The sequence below is a fragment of the Mucilaginibacter sp. HD30 genome (assembly GCF_054061755.1).
Map to the genome: position 1 here is coordinate 909,416 of NZ_JBSSEO010000001.1, position 18,444 is coordinate 927,859.

The following is an 18,444-nucleotide window of genomic DNA, read 5'->3' on the forward strand; positions in this document are numbered from 1 at the left end:
AGAATTGATAAATTTCGTCATAAAAGAGGCTGCTCATGACCCAGCCTCTTTAAATGTTAATTCATCAATATGTCGATCAGTGTTCTGGTAAAAGGCGCCAAGTCAACCGGACCCCTTGCAGTGATCACGTTTTGGTCGACAACAACTGCTTGGTCCAACACGATGCCGCCGGCGTTGCTCAGGTCTTCGTGCATCGCCCACCAGGCCGTTACTTTACGGTCTTTTACCAAACCCGCACTGATCAGCACCCAAGGCCCGTGGCAGATGGAGGCTACCGGGATGTTATTTAGACTGGCCTTTTTAATAAACTTCAACGCGTCTTTATCGGCACGTAAAGCATCCGGGTTCCACGCACCTCCCGGGATATAAACCAGCTGATAACCTGTCGAATCGGCTTCGTCAAGAAATTTGTCAATCTTGATGTAATTGGCATTTTGCATCCAGTTGACTGTGCTGATATGCGTGGCGCGTTTGGCCGGCACATAGGCTCCGAACATCGGCGGATAATTGGGTTTTCGGGGCGATATAATGTCGACCGTTGCACCGCGCTCCTGTAAAATTCGCTGTACCAGCGTCAGCTCAATTTCCTCCACGCCGTCAGTTACCACGATGGCCACTTTTTTCCCTTCTAACTGACTGATATCCGGTGTTTCATTCAAAAGTTTCTTTAATTCTCTATTCGGTGTTGCGCCGGCGTTGACCAGCCACTCGACTTTAACACCCATTACATCATCCGCAGGCAGGTTGACGGCCAGTTTTTGAAGCTCCAGTTTTTGAATCTCGCTCGCCACTGCTTCGCCGACACCTTTTGCTGAGGCCGGGTTTTGTCCGGTCACTAAGCGCTTGTCGGTCACCACATGATTTTGCCAAAGCCCTGACTTTTCAAATATAGCCCCGCGTTCAATCAGTTTGTTCTCCAATAAGAATGGCACTACTTTGTCGAGGGCCACCGCAGCTTCTTCCTCATTGGTAAAAGCATTCACCTTTTTGCCCTCCACCAGATATTGACCATTGCTCAGCTTAATGTTCACCAGTGCGGCAGGACCATGACAAACAGCAGCAATTACGCCGTTATTTTCATAAATGGTTGCAGCGATATTTGCCAGCGCGGCATTCTCAGGGAAATCCCACATGCTGCCGTGTCCGCCCGCATAAAAAATGGCGACGTAGTCCTCAGGTTTTACCTCCTCCGGCTTCATCGTGTGTTCCACTTTGTTCCGGTAGTTTGCATCTTCCCAGAAACTTTTATTAACAGGATCGCTTAAATTAAAACCGTCGACCGGTGCTTTACCGCCCTGTGGACTAACGAAGTCGATTTCATAACCTGCATTGGTGATTACTTCCCATGGATGACTCACTTCTGCTAAATAAAAACCGGTAGGGTGCCCGGTAGATCCTTTTTTGTCGTGGCTGGTAATTACGAATAAGATTTTCTTTTGCATATCATTTCCTTTTTGTTGATCCAAAATTCCATATAGCTGAACCAACGACACAGGAGGCAAATCACAGGTTTGCTGTGACAAAAATCACATAGCTAAGAAGATAACCGGCTGAGGGTTTCCCTTGAAACGCCCAGGTAAGCAGCAAGAAGGGTTTTGGGCACCCTTTGAAATAAGGATGGATATAAAGTAAAAAGCTGCTCATAGCGCTCTTTAGGTTTGTCATTGAGTAAGGACAAAATGCGGCGCTGCAGGGCGACGTAACCCCAGTTACCCTTCCGGCGGAAAAAGTGTTCCATTTGATGCAACTCCGAACAGATCTTATCCCGGTTTTGCAGCGACAAGCAGAGCAATTCCACATCTTCCAGGCAATCAATATAAAGCGAAGCGGGTGTTTGGCTGAAGTAAGCCTGGTAATCACTAACCCACCAGTCCTCAAAAGCAAATTGCATAATGTGCTCCTTACCTGTATGATTGACGTAATACGCTTTTAAAAGTCCTTTGGTAACGAAATGATCGTTGTTTACCAGATCATCCTGCTGAACTAAAAACTGGTGCTTTTTAAGTTTCCGTGTGGTGAAGTGCGAAAGAATATAGTCGAACTCCTGATCCGTGAGCGGGGTGATCTTTTCTATATGTTGCCTTAATGCCAAACTCATTGATCAAATATATAAAATTGCCACATTGCCCGACAAGCCCAAATTACCGTTTCGCCATCAGCTTTTCCCGCTTCACTGTTTGTTGGTTATAATGGGAAAAATTAAAGCCACACAAAAATCATTCGAAATGAAGGCTGTTGATCTTTTTCAGTTTAACCAGGATGGCAAAATAGGTCGCATCAGTTCTTTTTTTGATGCATCCGGATTGTTATAGGCAAAAAACATTATCAATAGGCAATGAAATACAGAAAGGTTAGCAATTGTGCAATCGCTTTGCTCTGCCCCGAGCTTCATTTTTTAAGGGTTGATCGCAGAACCACACGGTTTTTTTCTGCTCGGCATTGGCGTAAAACGTGAACGTCAATGCCGCATTAACGCTTGGTTAGACAGGCAGCTAAATGCGTTGCCGTTTATGATGGTGTTGGCCGTTCGACTATTGTGGTCGTCAGTTCCGCGCGCTCAAACGTTATATTAACTGACCTGCTGCCCTTTGGCAGCGTACGGTGAATTACATTTTTAGGAATAGTGAAGAGTTGATTGGGTAAAAGTTCGATCACGCGATCTTCCAGTTCAATAATAACTATTCCTTCAACGACCAGGAAAGTTTCGTCAGAATCGGGATGCAAATGCCAGAAATAGGGCTCCGTCATGATACTCAGTCTTACTACATGATCATTTACAGCGGCAACCGGTATATTTTGGTAGTTGTCCTCGGTGGACGTGTTTTTGGCAATATCTATAACAGTTAGCGGCGAAGCGTTCATGTTTTAAAAACTGCTGTCTGGAAATTTTGTTTTAGCGTAAGACCTTTACTAATTTTTGTTGTACCTCGTGAAGAAATCAGGTAATCCTATCATAACAAACCTTTACACTGCCGATCCCACTGTGCTGGCCTTTGAGGATACGGTATATTTATATACCGGCCATGACGAGGCGCCGGTTGGTACAGAAAACTACTTCATGAGAGACTGGCTGTGTTTTTCTTCCCGGGAAATGGTCACCTGGCAAGATCACGGTTCGTTATTAAAAGCAACCGACTTTAGCTGGGCAAAGGGCGATGCTTATGCCTCTTGTGTCGTAAAGCATAACGATAAGTTTTACTGGTTCGTCGCGGTGACACATGCTCATCTACCCGGTAAGGCGATTGGTGTAGCCGTCGCATCAAAACCGGAAGGGCCCTTTCAGGATGCGAAAGGGTCGGCACTCATTACCCATAATATGCTACCGCCAACTGACAACGAAAAAGCGAATCTGGATCCCAGTGTACTCATAGATGATGACGGTAAAGCTTATATATTTTGGGGGAACGGCCAATGCTATTTCGCGCAACTGGATGAAACGTTGCAGGGACTGACTGGAACCATAATAACCTTAGATCTGCCCGGATTCCAGGAAGGTGCGCATATTCACAAAAATAACGGCTGGTATTACTTATGCTATGGCCAGGGCATGCCGGAAAAGGTATCTTATGCCAGGAGCCGAAAGATCGAAGGTCCCTGGGATTATATGGGTATCCTCAATGAGATCGCCGGTAACTGTGAGACGAACCGGCCGGCGATCGTAAGATTTAAAGGCAAGTCGTATTTTTTCTATCACAACGGCGCTTTGCAGAATGGCGGAAGCCACCGCAGGTCGGTTTGTGTAGACGATCTGTTTTACAATTCCGATGGCACCTTAAAGCGAATAGTAATGACCTCTGAAGGCGTGGACGCTATTGAACCTGTTGGCTAGCGGCCCACAGGCCGGGCTTCATTTATGGAAATCTTCGCTAATCCGTTTTGCATCAGGCAGCTGTTCGTCTAATGATCTGCGGTAATGGATACAGCCTTCCAAAAACTTTGGCCATTCCGGGACCGCAATATCGGGTTCGGTTTTTTCAGGCAGAAGGCCCCATAGCGCAGGGTGGTGCCAGCATAATTCATGGCCGCTACTGTCGCGGTGCGACCTTATCGCATCCCTTAGTTTTTTCACTTCCTTTATAAGTTCAGCCCGTGAAAGGGAGAACAAGTCCTGATCCAAACCTTCCATAGCCTTATTATATTTTTTGGTTGTATTGATCCTTGTTTAGTACATAACCTGTTTGTCAATAAATGGTTTGCCGGGTGAACGGTGCCTTAACCATCCGTACTTTCCGGTTCGATTTTCGCCACTCCTTCCGCAAATACCAGGCGGCGTTTCAGCGCCTGCTCTTTATAAACGAGTGCCTTCGCATAATCTTCCGAGTTATACCATTCCTGGATCACGACCATAGAAGCAAATTCGACGATGACGAACAGGCGATCGTTTGTTTCGCCTTCCGCCACTGTTGGAGTGGCGCCACGAACGAGATATTTTCCGCCATATTTGGCGATAGCTGCTGCGGCAAGCGTCCTGTACTTATCGGTTGCTGCGGCATCCATAAATTCCACTTCAGATATTACGTATGCAGACATAATCAAAGCTGTTTTAAGAATCCGACAATAGCATCGTTGACTTCCTTTGGCTGTTCCTGTTGAACCCAATGCCCGGTATGCGGCAGGATGACCAAACCTTTTAAATTGCTCAAACCTTTTTTGGTAGCCTCTAAACTGCCGAATTTGATGGCCGCATCATTTTGGCCGGCAATGAAGAGTGATGGCTGGCTGATCTCCGGTTTATACCTGCCTTGTAGTGCAGCAAAATCCCGGTCAATATTTCTATAAATATTTAAAGCGCCGGTAAATCCTGTCTTTTTAAAGCTGTTGGTATAATAAGCCAGTTCCTTTTCGGTCAGCCACGCAGGCAATACTTTCGGTTCCGGCATTTCATCGAGCAGTTTTGTAGTCGCCGACTTTTTGGTAAATAACGTATTGACAAGTGTATCTGGCGCAGTTCCGGAAAGCGCATAGAAAAACCGCTTAAAAAAATGACTGACATCTGCATTGATCTCCTTTTCGGCGAGACCGGGTTGCTGGAAGTAAACAACAAAATTGAATTTATCTTTAGAAAATTCTTTGATCCTGGCAACCGGCCCGATAGGCTGGGGATAAAAAGGTACACTTAAAGTCACCAATGCTTTAACCTTTTCCGGATTAAGCATGGTCATGGCATAGGCGATATTGGCTCCCCAGTCATGACCGATCAGTATCGCTTGTCGCTTATGCAGGCCATCTATCAGGTCATTGATGTCTTTAACCTGGTTGACTATACTATAGCTACTTACATCAGCTGTCACGGTGCTTTGCCCGTAACCACGGAGGTCAACTGCTACCACGTGAAAACCCGCTTTTGCAATTGCAGGGATTTGTGACCGCCACGAATACCATAATTCGGGAAAGCCGTGGATAAGAATAACCAGCGGCCCCTGACCGGCTTCAACATAGTGCATATTGATGCCATTTACCAGTTTAAAGCGGTGGAATAGCTCTACACCGCCTAATGATTCTTTAACTTCTTTCATAGGAGTTTGGCTTAATGAGCGGATCGGCGTCGACAGGATCATACCGGTGACCACCATAAGAATTAATTGCTTCATACCTGTAGGTGCTACTTTTCAATGGGCAGTTGTGTGTTATCTGCTGTATAATGGAGCAGAAGGAGTTTCCAGCCATCCGGAGTTTCCACCCAGGTTTGACTGATCCTGAAAACACCGTCCGCGTTATGGCCCTGGAAAGTACCGGTTTGGCTCAGCTTAGCTACGATCACCACGGTGTTCTGACTGCTGATCAGCCGGGGTTCCGAAAGATCGAAAGCGCTGTATTCCTGATGTTCAAATCGTTCCAGCCATTGTTGTTTGGTCAGCACAAATCCCCGGGGACCGACAGCCAGAAAATGATTTGATAGTAGCACATTTAATTGAGCGATATCCCGTTTTCGCTCGCCTGACGCCCAATGTTTAAGGAGGGTGTTGTCTTTAACGTCATTCATAGCTAAGTAGTTTAATTATTTCAATTACGAATTAACATTCAAATATATATTACAATATTGAAGTTATTATGTTTTTATTGTAATAATTTTTTATAAATTAGGTTCGGAATTGAAGTAATATGGAAAAAACTTACCTGACGCTTTTGCAAGCTCATGCCGTATTTGAGGAACAGCATCCGGGGGCCAGCCTGGAGGATTTTTATTGGCACATGGCGAATCAAAAAACGAATAACGCCAGGCAACCGAAAACGCCTCCTGATGATTCGGCACGGCTGACGAAGGCGATGGGAAGGATAAGCAGCCTGTATCAGATCCATCTGCGGGCGGCGCTTAAAGGATTGGACATGAAAGTGCCTGAAGGGTTTCCGTTTTTGGCCAGTTTGCATCATTACGGGAAAATGCGTAAGACTGACCTGATCAGTTTTGTACTGGTCGAATTCTCCACCGGTTCTGAAATAATGAGCAGATTAAAGAAGCAGGGGCTGATCACTGAGATGCAGGATGAGAACGATAAACGAGCCAAAATCGTGGCGATCAGCGAAAAAGGCCAAACGGTGATCATTCCATGTTTGAAAAGAGCTGCCGAAATCAGGTCATACTTATTCGGGCATACGAACAGGGATGAAATAAAAGCAGTGATTGAAGTTTTAGAGCCGCTGGAGGAAATAATAGCGAAGCTGCCGGTTCGCCACCAGATTACGTAGCGGCCAGGCAGGGGAGGCATTGGTAAATAACCTAAAAGATATTTACCCCGGCTTTTTAGAAATGGCCGTAGCAATTTGTAGTCAAATCATTAGCCATATGTCAAACCTGATTTTTTATATTAAGACTACCAACCCGGAACTTGCGGATTATCCAAAACTTTTCAAAGGTTTAAATCTTTGTTGATTTTCGATAGTAACGTTTGGTCTTTTCCGCGTTGCCGCAAGACCTCATCGAACACCACCTTTTTTGGTGGTTTTTGGTCTTATCGATAAATAGCCATTCACAGCCTGCGCATTGTTTGATATAAACCTCGTCGGCATTTTTTAGTATAAGGAAGGCAGATAGCAACAGCGTTCGTACGGGTAATGACAGATCCGTCATCGTCTGCTCGAAGTCGTACGTTAACTGGCCATCAGTTAACTTGAAAGTTTGTGCGGGCAGATATCTTTTCATTAGCCTGTTCAGTTCGCCCAATATTTCTGATTCAAGCGCGCCTGTGGGATCATGCGCTAAAGCTGAAAACACCCGGTAAAGTGTAAGCCTGACGTTTCTGGCTTCTACCAGTGCATCTTCAGCTGCCTCCCCATCAACAGAAGCGAGTTCCGTCAATTGCTTTAATAGGGCAGGAGCAACAATTTCCATTCGGGAAACAAGTGCCAGCAGGTCGCTGTAATCGTGCAAGCGTTCCTGAATGGTATCCTTTTCCCTGTCATAGCCCGAATTAACAAAATCCAGGCAGGGCGCCCCTCCGTCCAATGTCATTGTATGAACTGTTGATAAACCATGCATGCTCAAATATAAAAATATTCACACCATCAAAACAATTATTGCTGGTTTATTATTAATTTCACACCGCCAAAGATATTTTTACTGGTTGTGTTATGGAAAAGAAAAAGGTTTCATCGTTATTGCTGATCTTCGCCTTTGCCGCCATATATGTGGTCTGGGGCACCACCTACCTGGCCAATCGTTACGCGTTACAGGGATTTCCGTCATTTCTTCTTTCTGCGTTCCGTTATCTTTCAGCGGGACTGATCCTGGGAGTTTGGGCGATCTGTACAAAACAGGGCTGGCCGGACAAGCGCGAGCTATGGCCGATGGCGGTTAGCGGGATATTAATGCTGGTTGGCGGTTCGGGTTTGGTCGTACTGGCAGAACAATACGTGGACTCCGGTTATGCGGCCGTATTGATGGCGACCGAGCCTCTGCTTTTCATTTTACTGGACCGGAAACGCTGGGCGCTATACTTTACCGGTAAACTGATCATCAGCGGTATCGTCCTTGGTTTCTGCGGGATCATGATGTTCACCCATTTCGCCCCTTCAGCAAGCGCTACCAACGGGCATCAGCTCTTAGGTACCTTATTAGTCCTTCTAAGCGCACTCCTTTGGGTGACCGGCGCATTGTACGGCGACCGGCATCTTCGCGCGGGTGGCTCGACCTTTAACCGGGCACTTGTACAGTTGCTGGCGGCTGGCCTGGTCTCCGTAATGATCGCTGCAGGAACGGGGGAGCTGGCCGGTTTCCATCCGGGGAACATCAGCGTTCCGGCTTACCTGGGATTACTTTACCTGGTCGTCATGGGGTCTTTGATCGCTTATCTCGCCTACGCCTGGCTGCTGAGCGTGCAGCCTCCCGCCATCGTCAGTACCCATACTTATGTGAACCCGGTGATCGCGATCTTTGCTGGCTGGCTGCTGGCATCTGAAAAAATAGCGGGTTTGCAATTGCTGGCCTTAGTGATCGTGCTTGCGGGCGTTTTACTTACACAGTTAGGCAAAAAGCAATTAGCAAAGAGCTAAACGGGGTTAACGTGTATCAGGGGGCAGATGGAGGTGGCGCTGACCTCCCTTATATTCCCTGCATTAATAATATTTGAGAGATTAAAAGCAAAATTGAAACCGATCATGAATACCAGACACATATCCTACGTTCCATATGTCATGCTATTTATCACCCTTCTTTTAATAGCAGGTACAACGTTCTATCTATCCTATTCTGAAACTACGGAGCAAACGTTGCTAAACGATAAGCATATCGTTCTGTTGAACGGGCCATGGAAATTTAAAATTGGGGATAGTATGGAATATTCCAGGCCCGGCTATGATGATTCGGATTGGCAAACCATGGATCTTACTGCGCCCGCGGGCGTACATGATGATGATGTGGGGCTTTCAGGCTTTATACAGGGCTGGACAACCCAAGGACATGCTAACTATGCTGGTTACGCCTGGTACCGCCTGAAAGTCCGGCTGGATAGTTTAACCCGAAACAATTTGGCTTTAGCCGCGCCGCCTGCTGTTGATGATGCCTATCAGCTATTTATTAACGGCTCACTATTAGGTAATGCCGGTGATTTCTCCGGTAATGTCCCGAAGATTTACAGTATCCGGCCCCATATGTTCGTCTTGCCCGAAAATGTGAAAAAAGGCAAAGACGTCACAATTGCTTTCAGGGTATGGATGAGTCCGGCTAACTTAGGCCCCGGTACAGGCGGGATCCATATCGCCCCGGCGCTTGGCGAAAAAACTCATATGGAAAAAAAATACAGCTTTCAATGGAATCAAACCATCAAAGGTTATATCGTAGAGGTTATTTTGCCGGTGATGTTCATCCTGCTGGCGGCAACAGTTTATTTGGTGAACAAAAACAGTAATCAAACAAGGTCATGTAAATGGTTTATCACCGCTTTGGTTTTGTTAGGGCTGGTCCGACTGAACCAGGCTACTTACTATTGGTTTCAGTTTGAGAGTGCAGATCTCGCAGTTATTCTTGGAACAGCTATACTCAGGCCGTTGATGCTTGGAAGCTGGCTGATGGCTTGGCTGGAATGGTTCGGACTGCGTCAGCCGAAATGGCTGCCTATAATTATTGCAATACTTACTTCATTATATATGACAATCCAGGTGCTCGGGATTTCCTGGGTCTCAAATAGCACAATTCATTTACATTATGAGGCAATTGCAGGTTATATCAGATTATTGCTTTTGGCTATATTGCTTGTGATCGCATGCCTCGGGATTCGTAAACAGGGCATAAAGGATAGGTTGGTTTCAGCGGCATTATTGTTCCTGACTATAGCTTTATTTCCAGCCGAGGTATCAGCCTTGCATGTTATTCCAGGCATTTGGTTCCCTTATGGGGTAGGCGTATCGCGCGGGCAGTTTTTTTACGTATTTTTTGTTTTAGTGATGTATGCAGTATTGATCCGAAAAAATAGAATAGTGGAAATAGCTTAACAAGTGAAAACGAATATTTGCCTTTTGGACCTCGCGCCTCCCGATTCAGGATCGTCAACGCGATTGAACGCTTCCTATATGAAAATGGAGCGTATCCGAATAAGCGCGCGTATTTATGGGTGGAAAAAGTTTAATTAAAAGGGGTTCAAAAATTGTATTAGTGTTGCAATTTTTTAGTCATCAATGTTTCGTCAAAACCCACACCATAGTGCTCGACAGTAAAGTCTTTCACCTTTTCCCAGCCATTTTTGTAATAAAATGAAAGCCCTTCAGGGGAAGCTGCTAATTGAAGTTCGGATAGTCCCTGGCTTTCTGCATAGGACTCCAGGCTGCTCATGATGAATTTGCCGATACCTTGATTGATATATTGCAGCCGCGTATAAAAACCAACAACGAAGTTTCCGTCAAGGGCTGCTGTACCCAAAATTACATCGCCCTGAACAGCGCAGAACACGACCTGTTTGGCTATCTTCTCTTTCAGTACCTGTTCAGAATAATATTTGATAAAGATTGCCCATTGCTGCTCCGTGTAGTGCGGTCTTAATAAGGCGTGCGCGGTTTCGCAAATCAGGTCACTTAATATTTTGGCATCTGCTTGTTCCGCGCGCCTTGTTTGCAAAGCATAGGTTTTTAAAATATACATCCAGGCTTTCTTACCAGATGCTAAACGAACGCTTGTACGGATATAATCATCTACTTCATATGCATCTGCAAGCGCCAGCTCCTCCGGGCTGATCTCAAAGACCATTCCTTCGATCTTATCCTTTTCGTCCCCGGAAGGAATGGCAGCAGGGTGGTACCGCTCGCCGCTTTTGGCCAGCACATCCGCATCTGTGATCTCCACCTTGGTGATACGATACCTGTTCAGGCAGTCCTGTTCGCCATTCAGAATTCTTCCGAAGGAAGCCAGCTGAACTTGCGTTGATCTCAGGGTGCCGTAAGAGAAAAGTAATTCGGTCATCGTTAATAAAATTTTGCTCAAGTTATAAAATTGATCTGTTCAAATCATATCCAGATCGTCAGTCAACTCCTCATCGACAAACGCTCAGATATGGTGCTGTTTGGAAGGATCAATAGGCAAGATCTACCGTCTTTTTTACTACTGCCCGATCTTCTATATGAGCAAGCAGGTAAGCGGCGAGATCGGCCCTTGATATTTTGGGGATCCCCTTTAGCGGCAATCCGGTAATATCCCTGAACTTGCCCGTAAACTTCCCATCTGATAGTTTAGGGGCGCGTACAATCGTCCAGTCCAAATCCGAGGCTTTCAGCCTGTTTTCCATCAACCGCATGTCCGAATAGATGGGTTTGTATACGCGCTGGAGCACATTCTTAAGCAGGAAACTCATGATAAAGGAACTGCCCGGCGGGATGTCCAGCGCACCGGAGGAGATGCACAGAATCCGTTTTACCCTGGTTTGCTGCATGGCTTCTACGATGTTACGCATCCCGGCGGAATAGAGCGTAGTCTGCTGGATTTTTGGGATGCCCAGACAGGAGATGACAGCGTCCTGTCCTTCCAGTTCATCGCTGAAAGTTGATGGTATTAATACATCGCCCTTAACAATTTTTAAATTGGGTTCTTTTATACCTAAGGCAGCGGGGTTCCGGACGATAGCAGTCACCTTAATACCTTTTTGCAGGGCCATGGCCACCACTTGTTGACCCGTACCACCCGTCGCACCGAACACTATAATTTTCTTCATACAGCTTTTGATTTTGTTTGAAATCAAAGTTATATTTGAACTTACTTTATTGCAAGTACGCACCGAAAAGTAAGTGTAAAAATGAAAGACGTCAAAGAAACCTCCACTTTCCAGTTCAACAGGAATAATGTTTTTAAGCTTTGCCCGGTCACCTTTGTCATGGAAAAGATCGGCAATTACTGGAAGCCGATCATTTTGTTCCATCTGTTATCCGGAACCAAGCGATATAGTGAACTTAAGAAGGCGATGCCGCATATCACGGAAAAGATGCTCGCCCAGCATTTAAAGCAGCTGGAAGCTGATGACCTTGTACTGCGAAAGTCAATGAATGTGGTGCCGCCGCATGTGACCTATAGCCTTACCGACGCCGGTCAGCGCTTGCGGCCTGTACTGCTGGCCATGGCCAACTGGGCCATCGCCGAGGGACAAAAAATGGAAGAACCGCTTTTCGGCAATATTGCGGAATTCCCGGGTTAAGCAAAATTTCAACTTATTTTGTAAATGTAACGGGCACTCGTTGAGCTATCTAACAATATCATCACACCTTCGTTCCGGCAACCGCAGATGCGGGAACTGATCGAAGCCGGATAGGATTAAGGAAAATAGGGTAAGCACCGTTTTTAAGTTGTACTTACTTTGGCTGGTTATAGCCGGTTGATTTTTACTTCGACGGGGCGACCTTATTCAAAATATGTTCACGATGTTTTATTCCCCATTTACTGAGTTCGCTGATAATAAAATCAAGGGAGTGCCCATATTCGGTGATGGTATACTCGACAATTACAGGGATCGTATCCTGCACCGTTCTCTTTACCAAATCATTTGCTTCTAGTTCCCGTAGTTCTTTGGAAAGCATCCTGTCCGTTATTTTCGGGATATCTTTTGACAGCTCACCGAACCTTTTAGGACCGAAAGACAAAGCGATCAGGATCGGCACTTTCCATTTGCCATTAAGCACGTACATCGTATCCGCAACCGGCCTGATTTTTCCCATACAACCGGAAAAATGCTCCTGGGTTTTATGCTTCATTTTTAAGATAAAAATTTTAGTTACTATACTCATTGATAGCACTATACAATAGTATAGTACTTACTTTTCAATAGTGAAGGTACATATCTTTGGGTCATTAAATACAACAAAATATGAAAAACATCTTAATGGTAACATCCAGTGCATCAGGGGAGAATTCCAACAGTAACTGGCTCGCTTCGTTATTGGTAGAAAAATTATCCGCAGGCTATGAAGACCTGGCTATCACCGCCCGGGCGGTAGGAACAGACCCTTTGCCTTATTTGAACGCGGGCATGGTCAACGCTATCTTTCTTCCCGAAGATCTGCATTCCGAAACACACCGGGCGTCTTTGCAGTTGTCGTCAAGTCTGATCGCGGAGCTGATGTCTGCCGAGGTCATCATTATAGGCTTGCCTATGTACAATTTCGGGATACCCGCCGCGCTCAAGTCCTGGCTGGATCATATTGTCCGCCCAGGGAAAACCTTCAATTACACGGAGAAAGGTGTGGAAGGCTTAGTCAGGGGCAAATCAGTTCTCTTAGCGATATCGACAGGCGGCAATTATACTGACGGCCCGCTGCAGGCCTTTGATTTCACGGAGTCGTACCTGGTGTCAGTTTTAAACTTCATTGGTATAAATGATATTAAAACTTTCAGAATCGAGGGAACGGCGATCCCGGGCGGAATAACTACTGCCAGAGCTAAAGCGGAACAGCAGGTCGAAGCAGCGGGCTTGATTAATGAAATAGTTAATCGCTGAGACCTCTGATAAATAAAAATCGCTCTAACAATGAATGTTTCCGGAAAAAGCGGATAAAAGAGGCGTCAATCTCGGTCAGCCGTTTTGTGCGAACGCATAATGCCCGTCACGTTGTTCCGGTCACCCTCCGGGACTTATAGTTCTCCCGCTCCGGCTTTACGACCGCTCTTTTGACTTTCTTTTTTACCGTTTTTTCTTTTGAAATACCTTTAAGGAAAGTCTTCAGGAAAATAGGGAAGCAGAAATGCTATTCTGTATATTTTTTTCTGGAACTACAAATGATTCTTAGCATTAGCCTCCATTTGATGGATCCTGAATGCCGTTATTTCCGGCAATCCGTGGTGGCCTACTACCAATTGATAGTTAAGCTTTTGCGAACGGAGCATTTTGAAAAAATTGATGTTTACCGGAATTGCCGCAGTTGTCGTGTGATCCTCGGGAAGTGAAAGCAAGTCGCCCTGATAGATGATTTTCTCTGTAGGCAGGTAGGCGAAAGACATACCCTTTGCGTGGGTATTGTCGATAGCATAAAATTGAACACAATTCCCTGCACGCCCCAATTGCAGGGTTTTTTTGATATAAAGAAATTTTGGAATGTATTTTTTATCCGTGCCGGAAAAGGTTTGACTGATCAGATCCATCACCGGCTTACCTGTTTCAGGCGTACAAATAATGGTCGCTCCAAGAGCAACCAGTTCAGTGATCCCGGCAATATGGTCCTTATGAAAATGAGACAAGTGTACATATTTGATCGGTTTATCCGGAAATACGGAAGCGATCTTAGCGATGATCTCCTTAACAGCTCCGGGTGATACCGGAGCTTCCGTAAGTACAATGTGATCCCCCATATCCCTGAAAATAACATTCCGGTCACCATCTATTTTCTCGATGATAAAAGTGTGCCCGGCTAGTTTTCTGACAAGTAAAGCGCCATCATATTCTTTTGTCCGGACATACTTTGCAGGCAGTTTCAATCCTGACGCAACACTGCCTGCATTAATCCTGAAATCTTTTAAGGTATCTCTATAGACCAGCTGCCGGTTAACCGACAGGGAAGTCAGCTGTGGAACCGCTAATTCGTATTGTGTTTGGTAATCCTCAAAAGTCTGCACGCTGCTCGCCCCATTGTTCACTATGACATACTTTTCCAATAACAGATTTGACCGGTTTAACCAATATTCGCGGCCGGATGACTTTAGCACCAGCCAGCTTTGCGTCGTGTCTAACACCAGGTCTTTGAGATTGGAGGCGTCCTTTAACAGGTAATAAGGCAACGACCCTGACAGCAAGCTCTTGCTTTTGCTGCGATAAAGATCCTTTCCGAGATCAAGCAGGGCATTCCCGGTCCTTGACCGGGCGCCATCATATACCCAGTAAACCGAATCCAAACCCAATCGGTTGGTATCAAACACATATCCTCCCGGGTAGTGATTTACAGTATGATTTTCAAAGTTGCCGGCAGAAAGGTCGAACTTTATCTCGAAAATATCTTTTTGAAGCACCAGGTGATCATAATCGTAACCTTGCCATTGATCGGCATTTAAACGGTTGGTGCGCAAACTCAGGTTGCTGACAGAAGCCCAGTTCCCTTGTTTATCAATTGCACGCTGAAGGACTTCCGGTGCATGCTGCGCATAAGTGCCTGTTATGGCAAAAAAGGTAAACAAATTGATTAGAACCTTGATCTTCATAGATAATCGTAAAAATGATTCGCGTCTTACAAAAGTAGGAAGAGTTTGACTTTGATATTTAAATCTTATGTAAAATCTGCCCGTTCGTAGTTTGGACACCTATCAACAGCATTCAGTTACCTGGAATTGCAATGTATTTATAATTGTTTTGCCTTAATAAAGTATTGTTTCCCTCTAAGATTTTATAACTCGTTTCTCTGATCGATACTTTATCAACGGCTTTCCATTTTTCCAGATCATTTTCGAACTCCTTGTGAAAAATTTCCCTTGACAGGTCGCGGATGATGTAATAGTTACTCAATTGATGTCCGTCTTTTGAATTTTTATTTGAATTGAACATAAAGGAATAAATGACGTCGTGTAAAGTAAGGTCCACCATACTCAGTTCCGTGAGCTTCGCCCGGTACTCGAGATCGGGGTTGGATAAGCCAGGAAAATCATGATAATCCTTGAGGTGTCTGCCTTCATGGGATAGGAAGCTTAATAAAAACTTTTCGCTGGTCAGATCATAAGAGGCTTTGATGCAATAAATGCTTTGATCTCCGGCCCATCCCCCGGGATGGATCTTGTCCGCAGTAGCATAGGCTTGCCAGCCGTTCGTTACAAAATCTTCCATAAATACAACAGGGCAGTCGATCGTTTCGTCCTTAAGCTTGAAATGATAGAGCGTATCTCGTTCCGTTTTCCAGACCTGCAGATCATAGTACTTCCCTGTTTTCGAAAAACCTAAACTATGATAGCCCTTGCTAAGAGTATAAGCTTTCATTCGGCGATCGATCTCCTTTTCTAAGGTGGAATCATTGAGCTGGCTCTTCTTTTCGATCTTGAAAAAACGGCTCAGCTCTTGTTTGAGCTGAGCATCCTGATTCGCAGGAAATTCTTTGAGGGATCTTCTCCAGTAGGCTATAAATTTAAGCAGCAGCGGATCGACGGCTGAATGGTGAGCGCGGGTAAAATCGCTGCGATCCGTTGCATAGGTAAACCGGTTGTTGATTTCGTTTTTTAAGATCAAATGCCTTTTAATCAGCAAGGAATCGGGGCTGGCATTCATTATTTTTAATGCTTCCGGCATATTTCCATTTAAAATATGATTGACGGCTAACGGAAAATTGATGGAGACACTGTCTTTTTTTTGCGCTGCTGCCTGATGAAATGTGATCGCGTTTAACAGCACGATGGCTATCAAAAAATGTTTTGTTTTCATTACTGAGTTTTAATACGCCGATCCACGTTAGTTCAACGGAGGTGCCAACATTTAAAAAGGAGCAGACGCGTGCACTGATCCGCTAATTTAGCTTTGCTCATGATCGGATCTTTGTAAATTTACGACAAAATAAAAGTCTCATTTCAGCGATAAACAACCAGTTCATCCGGACATCATTGATGGCCGTTCCGCTTGCCTCTGCAACTCATACACCGGCTAGGGAGACCTTCATTTCTGTCCTGATTCCGAGCGTAATTATGCCAGCTCATAGGTACTTTATTTAATTTGATAGGTCAATAGCTTTCCTTTGAGCGTTTCAGGTATCAGCAGCCTTTTCCGGGCATGGTCTAACCAAATATCAGCCGGCCCGGCGATCGCACCTGGCAATTTCAATCTGGTCGATCTGCCCGTTTTAATGTCAATTTCATAAAGTGCGCCGATAGGCGACTGCAAAGATCCCCAGTCGGAAACGATGAGATGACGATCGTCCGTTACCGCAACGCCGTCGTAAAAACCTGGCTTAACCGGGATGGGAACATATTCAGCCGCAGGTTTGCTTAAATCGATGTAACCAATTTTGCCCGTTGGGCGCTGATCGGTAAACAAACCTAAGCCAACAATATAGAGTCGTTTTGATCCCCGGTCATAACAAATGCCGTTGGCACCAATTACCGGTGAAATTTCAAGGGGCGTAACGCTGATATCCGTTCCGATATTCACCTTGAAAACCTGATGGATATCTGTTGCCGTCGCGTAAAGTGTAGTGTCGTCGACACTAACGATATCATTCACTAGCTGCGTTTTAAATGAGGCGAAGCTGATCTCCCTAACCAGTTTGCCATCACCTAAGGAGATGCCCACAATGCGATCAACATCGGCGGTATACAAGACATTTTTAACAATTGCCATACCCTTTGGCGCATGCAGTATTGTTTTCGCAAAGTTGGCGGTTAATAATTTGCCTGTTAAGGACAATTTCCGGATACTGCCATTGCCATCTTTGGCTGATGGCTCCAGCGTTTTACCGATATTGGCTACATAAATGAATTTTCCGTCCGTGATCACACTTTCGGGATACTGCATGTTTTTTGATAGGACGGGCAACTGTGCAAAAGCGCTCAAACCTGTGCCTACCAGGCAGAATAAAAAGGAGACTAATTTCATAACTCTGTTTTTTATACAAAGTTAGCTTAGCCGGTTATGGCAAGATAGCGCAGAAAGCTCAGATTATAACACTTTCCGTTCGTGCGGCATTGGGTGTGAACCCGAATTGCCTTTTAAATAGCTTGATGAAATGAGACACATTATCGAAGCCGGCAGCATAAGCAATCTCGGCGACACTGTCATTAGTGTTATGCAGCAATATGGACGAATAAGCTAAACGTTCCTGGTTGATCCATTGACGCGGCGTACATTGGAATTCCCGCTGAAAGTCGCGCTTAAACTTGGCAAGGCTGCGTCCCGATACCCGGGCCAGTTGCCCGATACTTAATTGTTGCAGCAAATATCTTCTCATGAGATAATCGAGCGAAAGCTGATGTTCGGCCAGGGCAGAATGCAAAAATGACAAGACCTGCTTCTTTAAAGATGAACCTGATAGTAATAAAAACAGTTCCTGGAGTTTTACGTCCATTATTTCCTTGAGGTGAGTTACGTCCTGATCAAAGTAACACTTGTATTGGGCCTTAAAACTGTCTAAGAGGGGACTGGATGGGATAATCAAATAATCCGTGACAGGTAATTGCGGACTTTGCTTCCCGTTAACATGGTCATGTAAAAACCGTCGGATAAAACTATCCTTAACAAAGATCACGATGCATTCATAAGGCTGGTTACCGGCCACACATTCGGACAATACATGCACCCCGCGTTTTAATAATATGACCTGTTTAAGGTCGACCTCGATCACACGATCTGGAAAATGCAGCTTTTTATGACCCTTTAAAACAAATATCAGCATGTGTTCCGTCAGAAATATGGAGCGCTGCTGAATATTCTTTTCCGTTTTGAAGAGCGCAAAAGGCACCTCCCCGAATTGCAATTCTGCACTGGCCGCGCGCTCAAACATCTCCGGAAACTTTGTAACCATGGCTAAAGTTAGTTAATTAGCGGTGAATTGTATTTGATTGCTCGTATCTAAAGC

22 protein-coding genes are annotated in these 18,444 nt (G+C 45.2%); 7 read left to right on the forward strand and 15 right to left on the reverse strand.

What is annotated here, in order from left to right; all coding sequences use genetic code 11:
• Window positions 1–56: 56 nt before the first annotated feature.
• Both ACVW2L_RS04415 and ACVW2L_RS04420 read right to left on the reverse strand, forming a co-directional pair.
• Window positions 57–1,442: a DJ-1/PfpI family protein gene (locus ACVW2L_RS04415; protein WP_457126743.1), complete on the reverse strand. Its 1,386-nt coding sequence runs from the start codon at window positions 1,440–1,442 to the stop codon at window positions 57–59.
• 92 nt (window positions 1,443–1,534) lie between these two features.
• A complete protein-coding gene (locus ACVW2L_RS04420; protein WP_457126744.1) occupies window positions 1,535–2,098 on the reverse strand; it encodes a Crp/Fnr family transcriptional regulator in 564 nt (187 codons plus the stop codon).
• Between the two features lie 91 nt (window positions 2,099–2,189).
• On the opposite strand from ACVW2L_RS04420, the gene ACVW2L_RS04425 reads away from it, so the two are divergent.
• The gene (locus tag ACVW2L_RS04425; protein WP_457126745.1) at window positions 2,190–2,312 is read left to right on the forward strand and encodes a hypothetical protein; all 123 of its coding nucleotides are present in this window, start codon (window positions 2,190–2,192) and stop codon (window positions 2,310–2,312) included.
• Between the two features lie 196 nt (window positions 2,313–2,508).
• Here ACVW2L_RS04425 and ACVW2L_RS04430 read toward each other — a convergent pair whose 3' ends face one another.
• Window positions 2,509–2,862: a cupin domain-containing protein gene (locus tag ACVW2L_RS04430; protein WP_457126746.1), complete on the reverse strand. Its 354-nt coding sequence runs from the start codon at window positions 2,860–2,862 to the stop codon at window positions 2,509–2,511.
• Window positions 2,863–2,929: 67 nt separating this feature from the next.
• Between ACVW2L_RS04430 and ACVW2L_RS04435 the strand changes: the two genes are divergently transcribed.
• Window positions 2,930–3,829 carry a glycoside hydrolase family 43 protein gene (locus tag ACVW2L_RS04435; RefSeq protein ID WP_457126747.1) on the forward strand — a complete coding sequence of 300 codons (900 nt, stop codon included), beginning with the start codon at window positions 2,930–2,932 and terminating at the stop codon, window positions 3,827–3,829.
• 18 nt (window positions 3,830–3,847) lie between these two features.
• Here the strand turns inward: ACVW2L_RS04435 and ACVW2L_RS04440 are convergent, their stop codons facing one another.
• The 4 genes from ACVW2L_RS04440 to ACVW2L_RS04455 form a co-directional block, all read right to left on the reverse strand.
• Window positions 3,848–4,126: a hypothetical protein gene (locus ACVW2L_RS04440; protein ID WP_457126748.1), complete on the reverse strand. Its 279-nt coding sequence runs from the start codon at window positions 4,124–4,126 to the stop codon at window positions 3,848–3,850.
• An 86-nt stretch (window positions 4,127–4,212) separates the two neighbouring features.
• Window positions 4,213–4,530, reverse strand: coding sequence for a DUF1330 domain-containing protein (locus ACVW2L_RS04445; protein ID WP_457126749.1), 318 nt, complete (start codon window positions 4,528–4,530; stop codon window positions 4,213–4,215).
• A gap of 2 nt (window positions 4,531–4,532) precedes the next feature.
• Complete coding sequence (locus ACVW2L_RS04450) at window positions 4,533–5,591, reverse strand: alpha/beta fold hydrolase (protein ID WP_457126750.1); 1,059 nt, start codon at window positions 5,589–5,591, stop codon at window positions 4,533–4,535.
• Between the two features lie 11 nt (window positions 5,592–5,602).
• A complete protein-coding gene (locus tag ACVW2L_RS04455) occupies window positions 5,603–5,983 on the reverse strand; it encodes a nuclear transport factor 2 family protein (protein WP_457126751.1) in 381 nt (126 codons plus the stop codon).
• 119 nt (window positions 5,984–6,102) lie between these two features.
• Here ACVW2L_RS04455 and ACVW2L_RS04460 point away from each other — a divergent pair, with 119 nt between their 5' ends.
• Window positions 6,103–6,687: a MarR family winged helix-turn-helix transcriptional regulator gene (locus ACVW2L_RS04460; RefSeq protein WP_457126752.1), complete on the forward strand. Its 585-nt coding sequence runs from the start codon at window positions 6,103–6,105 to the stop codon at window positions 6,685–6,687.
• 169 nt (window positions 6,688–6,856) lie between these two features.
• On the opposite strand, the gene ACVW2L_RS04465 is transcribed toward ACVW2L_RS04460, so the two are convergent.
• A complete protein-coding gene (locus ACVW2L_RS04465) occupies window positions 6,857–7,450 on the reverse strand; it encodes a CGNR zinc finger domain-containing protein (RefSeq protein ID WP_457126753.1) in 594 nt (197 codons plus the stop codon).
• 119 nt (window positions 7,451–7,569) lie between these two features.
• On the opposite strand from ACVW2L_RS04465, the gene ACVW2L_RS04470 reads away from it, so the two are divergent.
• Both ACVW2L_RS04470 and ACVW2L_RS04475 read left to right on the forward strand, forming a co-directional pair.
• Entirely contained in the window at window positions 7,570–8,490 is a 921-nt protein-coding gene (locus tag ACVW2L_RS04470; RefSeq protein WP_457126754.1) for an EamA family transporter, read from the forward strand.
• Window positions 8,491–8,595: 105 nt separating this feature from the next.
• On the forward strand, window positions 8,596–9,927 hold the full coding sequence (locus ACVW2L_RS04475) for a hypothetical protein (RefSeq protein WP_457126755.1): 1,332 nt from the start codon (window positions 8,596–8,598) through the stop codon (window positions 9,925–9,927).
• Between the two features lie 157 nt (window positions 9,928–10,084).
• Here ACVW2L_RS04475 and ACVW2L_RS04480 read toward each other — a convergent pair whose 3' ends face one another.
• Together ACVW2L_RS04480 and ACVW2L_RS04485 are read right to left on the reverse strand one after the other, a co-directional pair.
• On the reverse strand, window positions 10,085–10,888 hold the full coding sequence (locus ACVW2L_RS04480; protein ID WP_457126756.1) for a GNAT family N-acetyltransferase: 804 nt from the start codon (window positions 10,886–10,888) through the stop codon (window positions 10,085–10,087).
• A gap of 109 nt (window positions 10,889–10,997) precedes the next feature.
• Window positions 10,998–11,618 (reverse strand): NAD(P)-dependent oxidoreductase, encoded by a 621-nt coding sequence (locus ACVW2L_RS04485; RefSeq protein WP_457126757.1) that lies wholly within the window; start codon window positions 11,616–11,618, stop codon window positions 10,998–11,000.
• A gap of 96 nt (window positions 11,619–11,714) precedes the next feature.
• On the opposite strand from ACVW2L_RS04485, the gene ACVW2L_RS04490 reads away from it, so the two are divergent.
• Complete coding sequence (locus ACVW2L_RS04490; protein WP_457126758.1) at window positions 11,715–12,110, forward strand: winged helix-turn-helix transcriptional regulator; 396 nt, start codon at window positions 11,715–11,717, stop codon at window positions 12,108–12,110.
• 184 nt (window positions 12,111–12,294) lie between these two features.
• On the opposite strand, the gene ACVW2L_RS04495 is transcribed toward ACVW2L_RS04490, so the two are convergent.
• Window positions 12,295–12,663: a winged helix-turn-helix transcriptional regulator gene (locus ACVW2L_RS04495; RefSeq protein WP_457126759.1), complete on the reverse strand. Its 369-nt coding sequence runs from the start codon at window positions 12,661–12,663 to the stop codon at window positions 12,295–12,297.
• A gap of 113 nt (window positions 12,664–12,776) precedes the next feature.
• On the opposite strand from ACVW2L_RS04495, the gene ACVW2L_RS04500 reads away from it, so the two are divergent.
• The gene (locus tag ACVW2L_RS04500) at window positions 12,777–13,406 is read left to right on the forward strand and encodes an FMN-dependent NADH-azoreductase (protein WP_457126760.1); all 630 of its coding nucleotides are present in this window, start codon (window positions 12,777–12,779) and stop codon (window positions 13,404–13,406) included.
• Window positions 13,407–13,678: 272 nt separating this feature from the next.
• Here ACVW2L_RS04500 and ACVW2L_RS04505 read toward each other — a convergent pair whose 3' ends face one another.
• The 4 genes from ACVW2L_RS04505 to ACVW2L_RS04520 all read right to left on the reverse strand — a co-directional run bounded on the left by ACVW2L_RS04505 (window position 13,679) and on the right by ACVW2L_RS04520 (window position 18,390).
• Window positions 13,679–15,097, reverse strand: coding sequence for a hypothetical protein (locus ACVW2L_RS04505; protein WP_457126761.1), 1,419 nt, complete (start codon window positions 15,095–15,097; stop codon window positions 13,679–13,681).
• Window positions 15,098–15,209: 112 nt separating this feature from the next.
• Window positions 15,210–16,301, reverse strand: a complete 1,092-nt coding sequence (locus ACVW2L_RS04510) for a hypothetical protein (RefSeq protein ID WP_457126762.1) — start codon at window positions 16,299–16,301, stop codon at window positions 15,210–15,212.
• 276 nt (window positions 16,302–16,577) lie between these two features.
• Window positions 16,578–17,465: a hypothetical protein gene (locus ACVW2L_RS04515; protein ID WP_457126763.1), complete on the reverse strand. Its 888-nt coding sequence runs from the start codon at window positions 17,463–17,465 to the stop codon at window positions 16,578–16,580.
• Between the two features lie 58 nt (window positions 17,466–17,523).
• On the reverse strand, window positions 17,524–18,390 hold the full coding sequence (locus ACVW2L_RS04520) for a helix-turn-helix domain-containing protein (protein WP_457126764.1): 867 nt from the start codon (window positions 18,388–18,390) through the stop codon (window positions 17,524–17,526).
• Window positions 18,391–18,444: the final 54 nt, after the last annotated feature.